The following is a 13,565-nucleotide window of genomic DNA, read 5'->3' as shown; positions in this document are numbered from 1 at the left end:
GACCCGAACCACATTATGCAACAAGTTGCAAAACCGTCCACCGGCGGACCCGGGAGAGGCGCCTCACTCGTCGAAGCCGTCCGTGACGCCCTCGTACAGCGTGAACAGGCGTGGACCGGAGGCCGGGTCGCCGTCCGCTTCGGCGAGCGCGGCCCAGCACGCCGCCGTGAGACGGCGTGACTCCGCGCCGATCCAGGGACGGGGGAGCAGCTCCGGCGGAAGGAGCGGGTCGGGCTCCATGGCCTCCGTGAAGGCCGCCGCCAGGCGCGCGGCCATGGTCAACCTCTCGGGGCCGGTGAGCGCTTCCGGGGCGTCGAGCCGCGCGAGGCAGGCGCGGGCGAGGTCGGCCAGGCGCACGTGCCGGGCCGCGATCTCGTCGAGCGGCCACAGGGCGGCGGCCAGGGCGGTCGGGTCGGTGAGCTCTCCGACGCGCAGGTCCGTGCTGGTCAGGCGGGTGAGTGCGCTGAGGACGCCGAGTTCACGGGCACGGATCTCGACCAGCGGTGTGATCGCGTTCGCGCAGGTGTAGAGGCCGCCCTGGAGAGGGGCGGCCCCGAGGTGGAGGAGCGTGTCGCGCAGCGCGTCCCGGGCGGCCCTCCGGGACTCGGGAACGGCGAAGGCGAAGAGGCGCCAGACCCCGTCCCAGGGGGCGAGCCCCCGGTCCTGGCGGTAGGCGTGGCGGACGAAGTCGACATCGGGGTCGAGCGCGCCCGTCGCGTCGGGCGCGGCGCGCAGCACGGCCTTGCGCCCCCGGCCCTCGTGGGTGAACCGGCCCTCCTTGACCAGGCGCTTGACGCAGAGCCGGACCTGCTGGTCGGTCATGCCGAGCAGGCCGGCGACCGAGTACAGCTCGCCCGCGTCGACGGTGCCGTCCCCGCGGACGAGGGCGTGCACGAGCAGGCGGGTGGGGATCGGGGGCCAGGAGGCGTCCTCCGGCGTGGGGCTCGTCGCGTTCATCGTGCGGTTCCGGGGTCAGTCGTGTCGGTCGGGGCGGCACGACGGCGCACCCCCTTGTGCTATCTATCTTACTACGTTCATTATGAAAACGTTCGTTTTGATTCTGATAGTTCTTGGAGGTGTGCGGGATGACCCACGGGCCCGTACCAGACCGGGGGCGTACGGCTCCGCCGACCGCCGAGCGCCGCGACCGCGCGACCGCACGGATCCCCCAGGTCGACGCCCTGCGCGGCTTCGCGCTGCTGGGCATCCTGATCGTCAACATCGGCTACCTGGCCTCCGCCTACCACGGCAGCGGGATCGAGGACCCCGCCTTCCGGAGCCCCCTGGACCAGGCGGTCCGCGCGGTCGTTGCGGTGTTCTTCGAGGCCAAGTTCTTCCTCCTGTTCTCCTTCCTGTTCGGCTACAGCCTCACGCTCCAGACGGACTCGGCCGAGCGGCGCGGCGTCCGCTTCGTCCCCCGGTTCCTGCGGCGCCTGAGCGGCCTGTTCGTCCTGGGCGCGGTCCACGCGGTGCTGCTCTTCCCCGGCGACATCCTCACCACCTACGCCCTGCTCGGCGTCGTCCTGCTCACGCTGCGGCGGCTCCAGCCGCGCACCGCGGTGACCGTCGCCGTCGTGCTCCTCGCGGCCGTCGGCGCCGTGTACGCCCTGATCGCCCTCGGGCTCCACGCCGTGGGCGGTGCGGGTGTGGACCCGGCTGCGGCCGAGACCGCCGCGGGGGCCGCCGAGGCGCTGAGGGGCGACGCCGCGTCGGTCGTCGGCGCCCACCTGGCGGAGCTGCCCGACGTCCTGTTCCTGCTGGCGTTCTTCCAGGCCCCCTCGGCGTTGGCCGCGTTCCTGTTCGGCCTCGCCGCGGGGCGGCGACGCGTCCTGGCGGAGCCCCTCGCGCACGGTCGGGCGCTCGTCCGCCTCCAGTGGGTCGGCTTCACGGTGGGCCTGGCCGGCGGCCTCGTCTACGCCCACGCGTCCCTCGCACACCCGGGCGGCGCCTACCAGGTGCTCGCCCTGGGCGTCGACGTGGTCACGGCCCCGCTGCTGGCCGCGGCCTACGCCGCGACCGTCCTGCGGCTGTCCACGGGCCGGTACGGATCCAGGCTCACGGACGCGCTCGCGCCGCCCGGACGCATGGCGCTCACCCACTACCTCGGGCAGTCCCTCGTGTGCGCCCTGCTGTTCACCGGATACGGGGCGGCGCTCGTCGGCCGGGTCCCGCCGCTGGGAACCGTGGTGATCGCCCTCGCGCTGTTCGCCGCGCAGGCCGCGGTGAGTCGCCGGTGGCTGCGCCACCACCCCTACGGCCCCCTCGAATGGCTCCTCCGGGTGTGGACCACTCTGGCCCCGCAGCCGTTTCGCCGTCGCGACGGGGCGGCTGGCTGAGCCCGGAGACGACGCTGGGCCCGCCGCGGGAGGGAGCGGACTCCGAGCGGTACCGCGCCGCCGCCGGTGGCCGCGGGGACGGCGATCCGGCTGGGGGCGGCGGGCACGCCTTCTCAGGGAAGGGCGGAGCGCGCTCCGGTGAGCCGGTCGGCGACCGCGGGCGCACCGGGGCCGCTCAGCTGGTCGAGGCACACGGTGCGTCCCGTGAGGGTCATGAGCAGTGCCTGGACGGGGCCGCGTACCTCGGCTCCCTCGCCCACGGTCCAGTCCGTGTCCTCGGCGGTGAACCGGAGCCCCCGCATCCGCTTGCGCGCCGAGAACGGGAAGCCGATGGACCAGACCTGATCGGCGCCCGCCCGAGCGGCGTCGACGGGCATCGTCCGGGGGATGTCGAGGGGTACGGCGATGTCCTGGCCGTGGACGAGGACGTCGAAGAGGGTGTTGCGGTGGTTGGTCACCGCCGGGAGGCGCCGTGACCCGGCCTGTCGGCGCAGGTGGTCGGCCAGGCCGGAGCCCAACCTGTCGGCGAGTTCGACCGCGGAGCCGTGGTTGAGCCTGTGGAAGCTCCCTCCGACGCGCAGGGCGGCCGCGGCCATGCGGAGAGGGGAGGGCGGGTCGGTCACGTAGGCCAGGTGAGCGGCCACGTCACGAATCCGCCAGCCCGCGCAGAGCGAGGGGCTGTCCCACTGCTCCTCGTCCAGCTCGTCGAGCAGGTCGGCGACGCCGCGCCGCTCGATCTCGATGAGCCGCCAGTATTCCTCGTGTTCCATCGCGGTTCTCCCACCGTGGTGACGAAAGCACATCAGCCTCTCCAGGCAGTCAGAGACGCTGAAACCCGTCAAGGGCGGCCATGCGGTCGAGCAAGGCGGAAGAAGGGGTGCGAAGGGGACGGCTGGAGGCCTGGGGGCGGCTGACTGAGACCACACACGACGAAGCCCCGGGGCGCTGAGCGCTCCGGGGCTTCGTTCTGGCTGGTGGGCCGTGGCGGAGGATAGGGGATTCGAACCCCTGAGAGGTTGCCCTCAACACGCTTTCCAAGCGTGCGCCCTAGGCCACTAGGCGAATCCTCCGCGAACAACTCTACAGGTTCGAGGGAGGTGGTTCGAACGGGTGTGGAGGGCGCACGGAGGGTTGCCCGGGCACTCGGGGGTTCGGATACACTCGGAGCAGACCCCTCGTGCGGCGTCACCCTACGAACCTCCCCAGGGCCGGAAGGCAGCAAGGATAAGTAGGCTCTGGCGGGTGCGCGGGGGGTCCTTCTCTTTCTCCGGGCCCGGACGAGCCCCCGGCTTTCCACGATCCCGTCCGAGTTGTCGCCGCGTGCGGGTTGAATGGACCCGTGGCAGGGACCAGGGGAGTGATCACACCGTGAGCATCGCGCTGTACCGCAAGTACCGTCCGGCGACGTTCGGTGAGGTGCGCGGACAGGAGCACGTGACCGATCCGCTGCGCCAGGCGCTGCGCAGCGGCCGGATCAACCACGCCTACCTCTTCAGCGGTCCGCGCGGCTGCGGCAAGACGACCAGCGCCCGTATCCTCGCGCGCTCCCTGAACTGCGCCGAGGGACCCACCCCCGACCCCTGCGGCGCCTGCGACTCCTGCGTCGCCCTCGCCCCGGACGGCGGTGGCAGCATCGACGTCATCGAGATCGACGCCGCCTCCCACGGTGGCGTCGACGACGCCCGCGACCTGCGGGAACGCGCCTTCTTCGCCCCGGTCAGCTCCCGGTACAAGATCTACATCATCGACGAGGCGCACATGGTGACCCGCGAGGGTTTCAACGCGCTGCTCAAGCTCGTCGAGGAACCCCCGCCGCACCTGAAGTTCGTCTTCGCCACGACCGAACCCGAGAAGGTCATCGGGACGATCCGGTCGCGCACCCACCACTACCCCTTCCGCCTCATCCCGCCGAGCACCCTCAAGGAGCTGTTCGAGGACCTGCTCAAGGAGGAGGGGATCCCCTACGACCCGGCCGCGCTGCCGCTGGTCGTGCGGGCCGGCGCCGGTTCCGCCCGTGACGGCCTCTCCGTGCTCGACCAGCTCATCGCCGGTTCGGGCGAGGAGGGCATCACCCGCGAGGGAGCCGTCTCCCTGCTCGGCTACACCGACTCCAGCCTGCTCGGCGACATGGTCGACGCGCTCGGCGCCCGCGACGGAGCCGCCGTGTTCTCCCTCATCGACCGCGTCGTCGAGGGCGGCCACGACCCCCGCAGGTTCACGACCGATCTGCTGGAGCGCTTCCGCGACCTGGTCATCCTGGCGGCGGTCCCCGACGCTCTGGACAAGGGTCTGGTCAACGCCGATCCCGGGGCCGCCGAGCGGATGCGGGAGCAGTCCGCCCGTCTCGGACCGGCCGAGCTCACCAGGGCCGCCGAGATCCTCAACCAGGGCCTGACCGACATGCGCGGCGCCACCGCCCCGCGCCTGCTGCTGGAACTCATGTGCTCGCGGGTCCTGCTGCCGGGCACCGACGGGGCCGAGAGCGCCGCCCTCCTGGCCCGCCTGGAGCAGATGGAGCGACGCGTCGCCTCGGGGGCCGCGGCTCCGGCCGCGCCGCAGGCGGCTCCGCCCGCCCCGGCTCCGGCGCACCGGTCGTCGCCCGCCCCCTCCGCGCCCGCACCGGTGGAGAGGGCCGCTCCGGCGCCCGCCCCGGATCCCACGCCTCCGGCCGCGCCCGGCCCCGCGCCCCGCGCCGCCGCGGAGCCGGACGACTGGTCCGCGCCGCCGCGGCGGGCGACCCCCGACCCCGCGCCGCGCCCCGCGTCCGCTCCGCAGGCCGCACCGTCCTCCGGCGGATCGCTGGACCTGGGCCGCGTCCAGGGCGCCTGGGGGCAGATCCTGGAGGTGGTCAAGGGCCGCCGCCGGTTCACCTGGATGGTCCTCACCGGAAGCGACGTCCGCCCGGTCGGGATGGAGGGCAACACCGTCCTGCTGGGCTTCAACCGGCCCAACGAGGCCAAGGGGTTCGCCAACAGCGGCAGCGACCAGGTGGTCGCCGACTCCGTCCGGCAGGTCCTCGGCGTCGAGGTGCGCGTGGCGGCCGCCGGATCGGGGCAGGGCGGCGGGCCGGCGCGGCGCCCCGAGCCCGCACCGCGCCCGGTCGAGCCCACCGGTTGGGAGCCGCCCGCGCCGCAGCCCGCCCAGCCCGAGCCCGCGCGTCCGGAGCCCGCTCCGGCGTCCGAGCCGAGCGCTCCGGCCGGCCCGGCGCCGGACCGGATCGTCACCGGTCTCCAGGAGCCGCCGCCGGACCCCTTCGAGGACGCCTCGGCCGCGCCCCCGCCGGAGTTCGGGAACTCCGCCCCGGAACCCGCGCGCCGACCGGAACCGGAGCCCGTTCGGAAGCCCGCCGCGAAGCCCGCCGACAGCGGATCGCCGGAGGTCCCCTCGGGGGCCGGCGCCTCGCTCATCGAGTCCGAGCTGGGCGGTCGCGTCATCGAGGAGATCGAGCACGGGGCTCAGGCCGACTGACCCGCACTCCACCGCCCGACTGCCGCTGCGCGGCGGGGCGACGTCCTCAGCGCGGACCGATGGCGCGCAGCGCCGCGTCCAGGAGTTCGTCCACGTACGCATGGGTGAGCGGCGCCGTGCGCATCAGCCACCGTCGCGCGACGGGGGCGGTGACCAGCTCCAACGCGATGTCCAGGTCCAGTCCCGGGTCGATCTGGCCCGCGCGCCGCGCGGTGCGCAGCCGCTCCCGGAAGGCCTCGTCGTTCGGTCGCGTCAGCCGTTCGGCCACGGTCGCGGCGAGCTCGGGGTCGTGCTGGATCTCGGCCGTGAACGCGCGCGCGACGCGGTCGGTCTCGGGAGAGGTGAACTCGTCGACCGTGGCGTGCAGCACCGTCCGCAGGTCGGCGGCCAGGTCACCGGTGTCCGGCAGCGGGGCGCCCGGCGCGCCCGTCATCCGCTCGAACACGTCGAGGACCACGACGGCCTTGGAGGGCCACCAGCGGTAGATGGTCTGCTTGCCGACTCTCGCCCTGGCGGCGATCGCGTCCATGGTCAGTTTCGCGTAGCCGACCTCGACGATGAGCTCGGCGGCGGCGTCGAGGATGGCGCGCCGCGCACGCTCGCTGCGGCGTCGGGGGTCGGGCGCCCGCCTCTCCCTGGTCTCGTCCGTGGGGGTGTCCATGGGCCCCACGGTAGCCGCAGAAAAGAACGAGACGTCTCGTCTTGATTCTGGTTACTCTCCTAGGGACCGAGTACGCAGGCGGGACCCCGGGTCCCGCGGTGAGGGAGAGGAGAGCCCATGGCCAGGAACAGCGACAACCTCCTCGGACTGGGCGGTCAGCGCAACACCGTCTCGCGCGGCGCGCTGCGCGGAGGGAAGAAGGGCGGTCCGAGCGGCCCCAGCGCCCAGGCCCAGGACCAGAAGAGCGAACTCCTGCGCAAACTCAAGGAGAAGAGCGAGAAGGCGAAGGAGGACGGGGACGGGGAGTGACCGCGGGGTCGCTGCCCCGTCCCCGTCCGTGACCGCGCTCCCGGAGCGGCGCGCGGTCACACCTCCCATCCCGGTCCGTCGGGTGCGTCCAACCACACCCGGTGCCCGCCCTCGGCGTCCACGAGGAGCCCGAACCGCTCCGGCTCCGGCCGGTCCAGCCGCTCCCACTCCGCGAGGGCGTCCTCGAACTCGTCCCAGATACTCCGCGGGCCGCCCTGCTCGATCATCCACGAGGTGCCGTACGGGTACACCCGCACCCACGACTCCCCCGCCTGGTCGCACACCCACACGCCCGACCCCGTGCCGATCCACCGCCGCCGCACCCGCCAGTCCGGAACCAGCAGGGACAGCACGAACGCGGACGCGAACGCCGTCAGCGGCGCCAGCGGGTCGATCTGGGTGAGCCGGTACTCGTCCGGCTGCTGCCCGGAGTCCCGCACCGGCAGGACGGGCGGCCCCGGCACCCGCAGCGGGACGAACCCCACCCCGCCGTGGAAGGTCCCGGTCAGGGATCCGTCCTCCGCGCGCTCCAGCCGGACGATCACCCCGGCCCCCTCCAGCAGCCCCCACGGGCAGACGACCAGCCCGCCCGGACGGACCTGCCGCGCCCAGGCGGGGGGAAGGCGCCGCACTCCGCAGGGGGACGTGATCCGGTCGTAGGGGGCGCGGGGCGGCCACCCCTCGTACCCGTCGGCGTGTTCGACCCCGGGGGTGTAGCCCTCGGCGCGCAGCGTCCCGCGCGCCGCCGCGGCGACCCGGGAGTCGATCTCCAGGCTGGTGACCGCGCGGTCGCCCAGGCGGTGGGCGAGCAGGGCCGTGTTCCACCCGGTCCCGGTCCCGACCTCCAGGACGTGCTGGCCGTTGGCGAGGTCGGCCAGCTCCAGCATGCGGGCCAGCACCGTCGGCGCGGAACTGGAGGAGGTGGCCGACCTCCCCGGCTTCGACGGCTGTTCCCGAGCGCCGCGCTGCCGGGGGAGGTCCGATCCCTCGAAGCGGGTGCCGATGGCGTTGTCCGTGTAGACGGCGGCGAGCCACAGCTCCGGGTTGGCGGTCGCGCTGAGCGGGGTTCCGCGCGGGGTCAGGGCGCCGGACTCGGGGATGAAGCGGTGCCGGGGGACGGCACGGAAGGTGTCGATGAGCGCGGGATCGGTCAGTGTGCCGTCCGCGATCATCGCCTCGATCAGAGCCGCGTGGCGCTCCCTGGCGGTCAACACGTCGTCCCCCGTGACTGTCGGTGATGCCGGTGGTGCCGTCGGGACACCAACGGGACGTTTGTGCCCCGCAGGACGACCGTTCAACCGACAGTGACGCAAGGGCTACTCTTCGCCCTCGGTTCGTCGCTGGTCAACGGCTCCCCACCCGTCGTGGCGCGGGTGGTCGACGTAGCCGCGGGGGCCCGACGCGTAGTGCAGTTCCGGTTCCGCGTCGGGCGACCACGGCATCCCGGCGGCGATCCGTTCGACGAGGTCGGGCGTGGTGATGAAGGGGCGGCCGACCGACACCAGGTCGGCGCGGCCCTCGCGGATCAGGCGCGTCGCGCTCTCGACGGTGGTCACCTCGTGCTCCCCGGTGTTGCCGACCAGCGTGGAACTCCAACGGGGGCGCAGGTCGTCCAGCGCGGGGTAGTCGGGGTCGTCGGTGACGTGCAGGTAGGCCAGGCCCAGGGGGTCGATCGCGGCCAGCAGCTCCCGGTAGACGGGGGCGGGGTCGCGCTCGACCATCTCGAACTCCGGGTTGCCGGGCGAGATCCGCAGCCCCACCCGCTCGGCGCCGACCGCGTCCGCCACTGCCTCGACGACCTCGACCGCGAACCGGATGCGCCCGGTGGCGCCGCCGCCGTAGCGGTCGGTGCGCAGGTTGGTGTTGTCGGCGAGGAACTGGTGCGGCAGGTAGCTGTTGGCGCCGTGGATCTCCACGCCGTCGAACCCGGCGCGGATCGCCGCGCGGGCGGCCTCGGCGTGGTCGGTGACGGCGGCGCGCACCTCGTCGAGGGTCATCGCGCGCGGTGCGACCGGTGCGGCCTTGCCGTCGACCGTGTGCACCGGCTCCGTGGTCGGCACCGCGGAGGGCGCCAGCGGGACGCCTCCGTCCGGCCGGTTGAGGGGGTGCCCGTTGCGTCCGGCGTGCATGATCTGGGCGAACATCCGCCCGCCCGGTCGCCCCCGGGTGCGCTTCGCGCCGCGGGTCGGGCCGCCGGACCCCTCGGGCGCGGTCCGGTCTCCGCCGGATCCCGCATGGAAGGCGTCGGTGACCGCCCGCCACCCGGCCGCCTGCTCCTCGGTGAACAGTCCCGGCTGGGTGAGGTACTGCTGGCCGGTGAGGCTCGGGGCGATGCCCTCGGAGACGATGAGCCCCGCGCCGGCGCGCTGGGTGTAGTAGGTCGCCATGAGCGGTTGGGGGACGCCGCTCCGGTCGGCGCGCAGCCGTGTCATCGGCGCCATGACGACCCGGTTCGGCAGGGTCAGCGAGGGCAGCGCGTACGGGGTGAGCAGCGGGTGGGCGGTCGTCGTGGGCAGGTGCGCGGTGGCGGCGTCGGCCGTCGTCGTCGTGGTCATGGGACGAGGCTAGAATTTGACATTGATGTTAGATTCAAGTGTCTGTGGCGCACATCACGCGGTGGAGGTGTGATGCGGATCGGTGAACTCGCACGGCTCACGGGGGTCAGCCCCAGGTCGCTGCGGTACTACGAGGAGCAGGGGTTGCTGGCGTCCACCCGCACGCCCGGCGGGCACCGCGAGTACGGGCCGCTCGCGCCCGAGCGCGTCGATCGCATCCAGTGCCTGTTCGCCGCGGGCCTGAGCAGCGGCACCATCCACAATCTGCTGCCCTGCCTCTACGCCCGGGAGCGCGGTGACCCGGCGCCCGACCTCATCGACAACCTGTGCGAGGAGCGCGAGCGCATCGCGGTCTCGATCGACCGGCTCCAGCGGAGCCTCACGGCGCTCGACACGGTCATCGACGGGGCCCGCCGCGACGGCGCCCCGGAGCGGTCCGCGGCCGGGCCGGGGACGCCCCGCGGCGCGGGACGACCGGTTAGTCTCACAGCGAGAGCGACACGACAAGCGAAGTCCCGCACCACGAGTGCGACGAGGAGGCGGCCGTGAACCCTGGCGGAATGGACATGCAGGCCCTGCTGCAGCAGGCCCAGCAGATGCAGCAGCAGTTGGTCGAGGCGCAGCAGGCGCTCGACGAGGCCGAGGTCGAGGGGACGTCCGGCGGCGGCCTGGTCCAGGTCAAGCTGAACGGGCGCGGGCAGGTCGAGGACATCACCGTCGACCCCAAGGCCGTGGACCCGGACGACGCCGAGGAGACCGCCCAGACCATCGCCGACCTCGTGCTCGCGGCCATCCGCGACGCCGAGGCCCAGGTCGAGCGGCTCCAGCAGGAGAAGATGGGCCCGCTCGCCCAGGGCATGGGCGGGATGCCCGGGGGCGGCGGCATCCCCGGACTGCCGGGCTTCTAGGCGGAGTTCCTTCGGGCCCGCGCTCCGCTTCGGCCCGGACGGCACACCCCCGCACGGCCGTCTCCCGGCCACCGGGACGCCCGGAGGGCGGCACCGCCGTGTACGCGGCGGGTCGCCGCTCCGGATACGGTGGTCCTACGGGGTGACGGACCGCCCCCCGGAACGCGGTCCGACCGAATGGGTAGGCGATGTACGAAGGCGCGGTGCAGAATCTGATCGACGAGCTCGGGCGGTTGCCCGGCGTCGGTCCGAAAAGCGCGCAGCGCATCGCCTTCCACGTGCTGTCCGCGGAGAACGCGGACGTCCGACGCCTCGCCAACGCGTTGGTCGAGGTGAAGGAGAAGGTGCGCTTCTGCTCCGTGTGCGGCAACGTCGCCGAGGAGGAGCAGTGCCGTATCTGCCGTGACGCGCGCCGTGACAGCGCCGTCATCTGCGTCGTCGAGGAGTCCAAGGACGTCGTCGCCATCGAGCGCACCCGCGAGTTCCGCGGCCGCTACCACGTGCTCGGCGGCGCGATCAGCCCCATCGAGGGCATCGGCCCCGACGACCTGCGCGTCAAGGAACTCATGACCCGTCTGGCGGACGGCCAGGTCACCGAACTGATCCTGGCGACCGACCCCAATCTGGAAGGGGAGGCCACCGCGACCTATCTGGCGCGGCTGGTCAAACCGATGGGTCTGAAAGTGACGCGCCTGGCCAGTGGCCTTCCGGTCGGCGGCGACCTCGAGTACGCCGACGAGGTGACGCTGGGACGTGCCTTCGAGGGCCGTCGCAGCCTCGAGTTCTAGCTCACACTGTGCCGTAATCCGACCGAAACACGAGTAACCTCCGGTTCTCGGGGTAGGCCCGAGTGCTGGCGTGTCACGTCGCCGCGCGCTCCCGTCCCAGGTCGGACGGGGTTTGCCGAACGCGGCTGGCTACACTCCAATTGTCTGTTGACTTGATCCCAACTCCTCAGGAGCATCGATCGTGGCCCTAATCGTGCAGAAGTACGGTGGGTCTTCCGTGGCTGACGCGGAAGCCATCAAGCGAGTAGCCCAGCGGATCGTCGCTCAGAAAAAGGCGGGATATGACGTCGTCGTCGTCGTGTCTGCCATGGGCGACACGACCGACGAGCTGCTGGACCTAGCCGCCCAGGTCACGCCGATGCCGCCGGCGCGCGAGCTCGACATGCTCGTGACCGCGGGTGAGCGCATGTCCATGGCCCTCGTGGCGATGGCCATCGAGAACCTCGGGTACGAGGCCCGGTCCTTCACCGGTTCGCAGGCCGGTGTCATCACCACGTCGCTGCACGGCAACGCGAAGATCATCGACGTGACGCCGGGCCGCATCCAGGAGGCCGTGGACGAGGGCGCGATCTGCATCGTCGCCGGATTCCAGGGCGTCTCCCAGGACACCAAGGACATCACCTCCCTGGGGCGCGGCGGTTCGGACACCACGGCGGTCGCCCTGGCCGCGGCCCTGCGGGCCGACGCCTGCGAGATCTACAGCGACGTCGACGGGGTGTTCACCGCCGACCCCCGCATCGTCCCCTCCGCCCGGCGGATCCCGCAGATCTCCTACGAGGAGATGCTGGAGATGGCCGCCTGCGGGACCAAGATCCTGCACCTGCGGTGCGTGGAGTACGCGCGGCGGTACAACATCCCCCTGCACGTCCGCTCATCGTTCAGCCAGAAGCCCGGGACCTGGGTCGTTTCGGAAGTCGAGGAAAGCGAAGGCATGGAACAGCCGATCATCTCCGGAATCTCCCACGACCGGAGCGAAGCCAAGATCACCGTCGTCGGCGTGCCGGACAAGGTCGGCGAGGCCGCCACGATCTTCAAGGCGCTCGCGGACGCCGAGATCAACATCGACATGATCGTCCAGAACGTGTCGGCGGTCTCCACGTCCCGCACCGACATCTCCTTCACGGTGCCGAAGGACTCGGGCAAGGTCGCCGTCTCCTCGCTGAAGAAGGTGCAGGAGAAGGTCGGCTTCGAGTCCCTGCGCTACGACGACAAGGTCGGCAAGGTGTCGCTGATCGGCGCCGGGATGCGTTCCTACCCCGGTGTCACCGCGCGGTTCTTCGACGCGGTGGCGGGCTCCGGCACCAACATCGAGATGATCTCCACCTCGGAGATCCGCATCTCGGTCATCGTCGAGGAGTCCCAGATCGACGCGGCCGTGCAGGCCGCCCACAGTGAGTTCCAGCTCGACGCCGAGCAGGTCGAGGCTGTCGTCTACGGAGGTACCGGCCGATGAGCAACCGTCTTCCCACCCTGGCCGTCGTCGGGGCCACCGGCGCCGTCGGCACCGTCATGCTCGACATCCTCACCCAGCGGGAGAACGTCTGGGGCGAGATCCGTCTGATCGCCTCCGCGCGCAGTGCGGGCAAGGTGCTGCGTGTGCGCGGCGAGGACGTCGTCGTGCAGGCTCTGGCGCCCGAGGTCTTCGACGGCGTCGACGTGGCCATGTTCGACGTCCCGGACGAGGTGTCCAAGGAGTGGGCGCCGATCGCCGCCGCCCGCGGCGCGGTCGCCGTGGACAACTCCGGCGCCTTCCGGATGGACGCCGACGTTCCGCTCGTGGTGCCCGAGGTCAACGCGGACCAGGTCCGCAACCGCCCGCGCGGCATCATCAGCAACCCCAACTGCACCACGCTGTCGATGATCGTCGCGATCGGCGCGCTGCACCGCGCCTTCGGCGTCACCGACCTGGTGGTCGCCTCCTACCAGGCCGCCTCCGGCGCCGGCCAGGAGGGCATCGACACCCTGCGCGACCAGATGGCCAAGGTCAGCGCGGACCGGGGGATCGCCGAGAAGGCCGGCGACGTGCGCGCCGCCGTCGGCGAGCTGGGCCCGTTCCCGGCGCCGCTGGCCTACAACGTCGTGCCGTGGGCGGGTTCGCTCAAGGAGGACGGCTGGGCGTCGGAGGAGCTGAAGGTCCGCAACGAGTCCCGCAAGATCCTGGGCCTGCCCGACCTGCGCGTCTCCGCGACCTGTGTGCGTGTCCCGGTGATCACGACCCACTCGCTGGCCGTGCACGCGACCTTCGCCGAGGAGGTCACCGCCGACGCCGCCCGCGAGCTGCTCCGCTCCGCCGAGGGCGTCGTGGTCCAGGACGACCCGGCCAAGGGCGAGTTCCCGACCCCGGCCGACGTCGTGGGCACCGACCCGACCTGGGTCGGCCGTATTCGCCGGTCGCTGGACGACCCGAAGTCCCTCGACCTGTTCCTGTGCGGCGACAACCTGCGCAAGGGCGCCGCGCTGAACACGGCGCAGATCGCCGAGGTCGTCGCCGAGGAGTTCACCGGCTGACGCCTCCGGCCCCGACGACGGCGGTGGCCCGT

The 13,565-nt window shown here is 72.5% G+C and carries 13 protein-coding genes, 1 tRNA gene and 1 other RNA gene; 9 read left to right on the top strand and 6 right to left on the bottom strand.

What is annotated here, in order from left to right; translation table 11 throughout:
• Nucleotides 1-63 precede the first annotated feature (63 nt).
• Complete coding sequence (locus tag ACIBFB_RS13880; RefSeq protein ID WP_397229844.1) at nt 64-957, bottom strand: PaaX family transcriptional regulator C-terminal domain-containing protein; 894 nt, start codon at nt 955-957, stop codon at nt 64-66.
• Between the two features lie 128 nt (nt 958-1,085).
• On the opposite strand from ACIBFB_RS13880, the gene ACIBFB_RS13875 reads away from it, so the two are divergent.
• A complete protein-coding gene (locus ACIBFB_RS13875) occupies nt 1,086-2,336 on the top strand; it encodes a DUF418 domain-containing protein (protein WP_397229842.1) in 1,251 nt (416 codons plus the stop codon).
• A 113-nt stretch (nt 2,337-2,449) separates the two neighbouring features.
• Here the strand turns inward: ACIBFB_RS13875 and ACIBFB_RS13870 are convergent, their stop codons facing one another.
• Nucleotides 2,450-3,106: a maleylpyruvate isomerase family mycothiol-dependent enzyme gene (locus ACIBFB_RS13870; RefSeq protein WP_397229840.1), complete on the bottom strand. Its 657-nt coding sequence runs from the start codon at nt 3,104-3,106 to the stop codon at nt 2,450-2,452.
• Between the two features lie 212 nt (nt 3,107-3,318).
• Nucleotides 3,319-3,406, bottom strand: a tRNA-Ser gene (locus ACIBFB_RS13865).
• A gap of 96 nt (nt 3,407-3,502) precedes the next feature.
• On the opposite strand from ACIBFB_RS13865, the gene ffs reads away from it, so the two are divergent.
• Together ffs and ACIBFB_RS13855 are read left to right on the top strand one after the other, a co-directional pair.
• An RNA gene (gene ffs / locus ACIBFB_RS13860) (signal recognition particle sRNA small type) lies at nt 3,503-3,598 on the top strand.
• Between the two features lie 106 nt (nt 3,599-3,704).
• Nucleotides 3,705-5,804 carry a DNA polymerase III subunit gamma and tau gene (locus ACIBFB_RS13855; RefSeq protein ID WP_397229838.1) on the top strand — a complete coding sequence of 700 codons (2,100 nt, stop codon included), beginning with the start codon at nt 3,705-3,707 and terminating at the stop codon, nt 5,802-5,804.
• A gap of 46 nt (nt 5,805-5,850) precedes the next feature.
• On the opposite strand, the gene ACIBFB_RS13850 is transcribed toward ACIBFB_RS13855, so the two are convergent.
• The gene (locus ACIBFB_RS13850) at nt 5,851-6,465 is read right to left on the bottom strand and encodes a TetR/AcrR family transcriptional regulator (RefSeq protein WP_397229836.1); all 615 of its coding nucleotides are present in this window, start codon (nt 6,463-6,465) and stop codon (nt 5,851-5,853) included.
• 117 nt (nt 6,466-6,582) lie between these two features.
• Here ACIBFB_RS13850 and ACIBFB_RS13845 point away from each other — a divergent pair, with 117 nt between their 5' ends.
• Entirely contained in the window at nt 6,583-6,774 is a 192-nt protein-coding gene (locus tag ACIBFB_RS13845; protein WP_397229834.1) for a DUF6243 family protein, read from the top strand.
• Between the two features lie 56 nt (nt 6,775-6,830).
• On the opposite strand, the gene ACIBFB_RS13840 is transcribed toward ACIBFB_RS13845, so the two are convergent.
• Nucleotides 6,831-7,985: a methyltransferase domain-containing protein gene (locus ACIBFB_RS13840; RefSeq protein WP_397229972.1), complete on the bottom strand. Its 1,155-nt coding sequence runs from the start codon at nt 7,983-7,985 to the stop codon at nt 6,831-6,833.
• A 105-nt stretch (nt 7,986-8,090) separates the two neighbouring features.
• Nucleotides 8,091-9,329: an alkene reductase gene (locus ACIBFB_RS13835; RefSeq protein WP_397229832.1), complete on the bottom strand. Its 1,239-nt coding sequence runs from the start codon at nt 9,327-9,329 to the stop codon at nt 8,091-8,093.
• A 72-nt stretch (nt 9,330-9,401) separates the two neighbouring features.
• Between ACIBFB_RS13835 and ACIBFB_RS13830 the strand changes: the two genes are divergently transcribed.
• The 5 genes from ACIBFB_RS13830 to ACIBFB_RS13810 all read left to right on the top strand — a co-directional run bounded on the left by ACIBFB_RS13830 (nt 9,402) and on the right by ACIBFB_RS13810 (nt 13,533).
• On the top strand, nt 9,402-9,878 hold the full coding sequence (locus ACIBFB_RS13830; protein WP_397229830.1) for a MerR family transcriptional regulator: 477 nt from the start codon (nt 9,402-9,404) through the stop codon (nt 9,876-9,878).
• Between the two features lie 11 nt (nt 9,879-9,889).
• Complete coding sequence (locus ACIBFB_RS13825) at nt 9,890-10,237, top strand: YbaB/EbfC family nucleoid-associated protein (RefSeq protein ID WP_397229970.1); 348 nt, start codon at nt 9,890-9,892, stop codon at nt 10,235-10,237.
• Between the two features lie 188 nt (nt 10,238-10,425).
• Complete coding sequence (gene recR, locus ACIBFB_RS13820) at nt 10,426-11,025, top strand: recombination mediator RecR (RefSeq protein ID WP_397229828.1); 600 nt, start codon at nt 10,426-10,428, stop codon at nt 11,023-11,025.
• Between the two features lie 181 nt (nt 11,026-11,206).
• On the top strand, nt 11,207-12,478 hold the full coding sequence (locus ACIBFB_RS13815; protein ID WP_397229826.1) for an aspartate kinase: 1,272 nt from the start codon (nt 11,207-11,209) through the stop codon (nt 12,476-12,478).
• A complete protein-coding gene (locus tag ACIBFB_RS13810) occupies nt 12,475-13,533 on the top strand; it encodes an aspartate-semialdehyde dehydrogenase (protein WP_397229824.1) in 1,059 nt (352 codons plus the stop codon). The genes ACIBFB_RS13815 and ACIBFB_RS13810 overlap by 4 nt, the downstream gene beginning before the upstream one ends.
• Nucleotides 13,534-13,565 lie beyond the last annotated feature (32 nt).

The organism is Nocardiopsis sp. NPDC050513, from assembly GCF_044457925.1.
Lineage (GTDB): Bacteria > Actinomycetota > Actinomycetes > Streptosporangiales > Streptosporangiaceae > Nocardiopsis.
This window is presented reverse-complemented; position numbering and strand designations above follow the sequence as displayed.

Coding starts and splice junctions, on each gene's coding strand:
- recR (WP_397229828.1), top strand. CDS start 10,426: ATGTACGAAGGCGCGGTGCAGAATCTGATCGACGAGCTCGGGCGGTTG.
- ACIBFB_RS13845 (WP_397229834.1), top strand. CDS start 6,583: ATGGCCAGGAACAGCGACAACCTCCTCGGACTGGGCGGTCAGCGCAAC.
- ACIBFB_RS13830 (WP_397229830.1), top strand. CDS start 9,402: ATGCGGATCGGTGAACTCGCACGGCTCACGGGGGTCAGCCCCAGGTCG.
- ACIBFB_RS13870 (WP_397229840.1), bottom strand. CDS start 3,106: ATGGAACACGAGGAATACTGGCGGCTCATCGAGATCGAGCGGCGCGGC.
- ACIBFB_RS13875 (WP_397229842.1), top strand. CDS start 1,086: ATGACCCACGGGCCCGTACCAGACCGGGGGCGTACGGCTCCGCCGACC.
- ACIBFB_RS13850 (WP_397229836.1), bottom strand. CDS start 6,465: ATGGACACCCCCACGGACGAGACCAGGGAGAGGCGGGCGCCCGACCCC.
- ACIBFB_RS13880 (WP_397229844.1), bottom strand. CDS start 957: ATGAACGCGACGAGCCCCACGCCGGAGGACGCCTCCTGGCCCCCGATC.
- ACIBFB_RS13825 (WP_397229970.1), top strand. CDS start 9,890: ATGGACATGCAGGCCCTGCTGCAGCAGGCCCAGCAGATGCAGCAGCAG.
- ACIBFB_RS13810 (WP_397229824.1), top strand. CDS start 12,475: ATGAGCAACCGTCTTCCCACCCTGGCCGTCGTCGGGGCCACCGGCGCC.
- ACIBFB_RS13835 (WP_397229832.1), bottom strand. CDS start 9,329: ATGACCACGACGACGACGGCCGACGCCGCCACCGCGCACCTGCCCACG.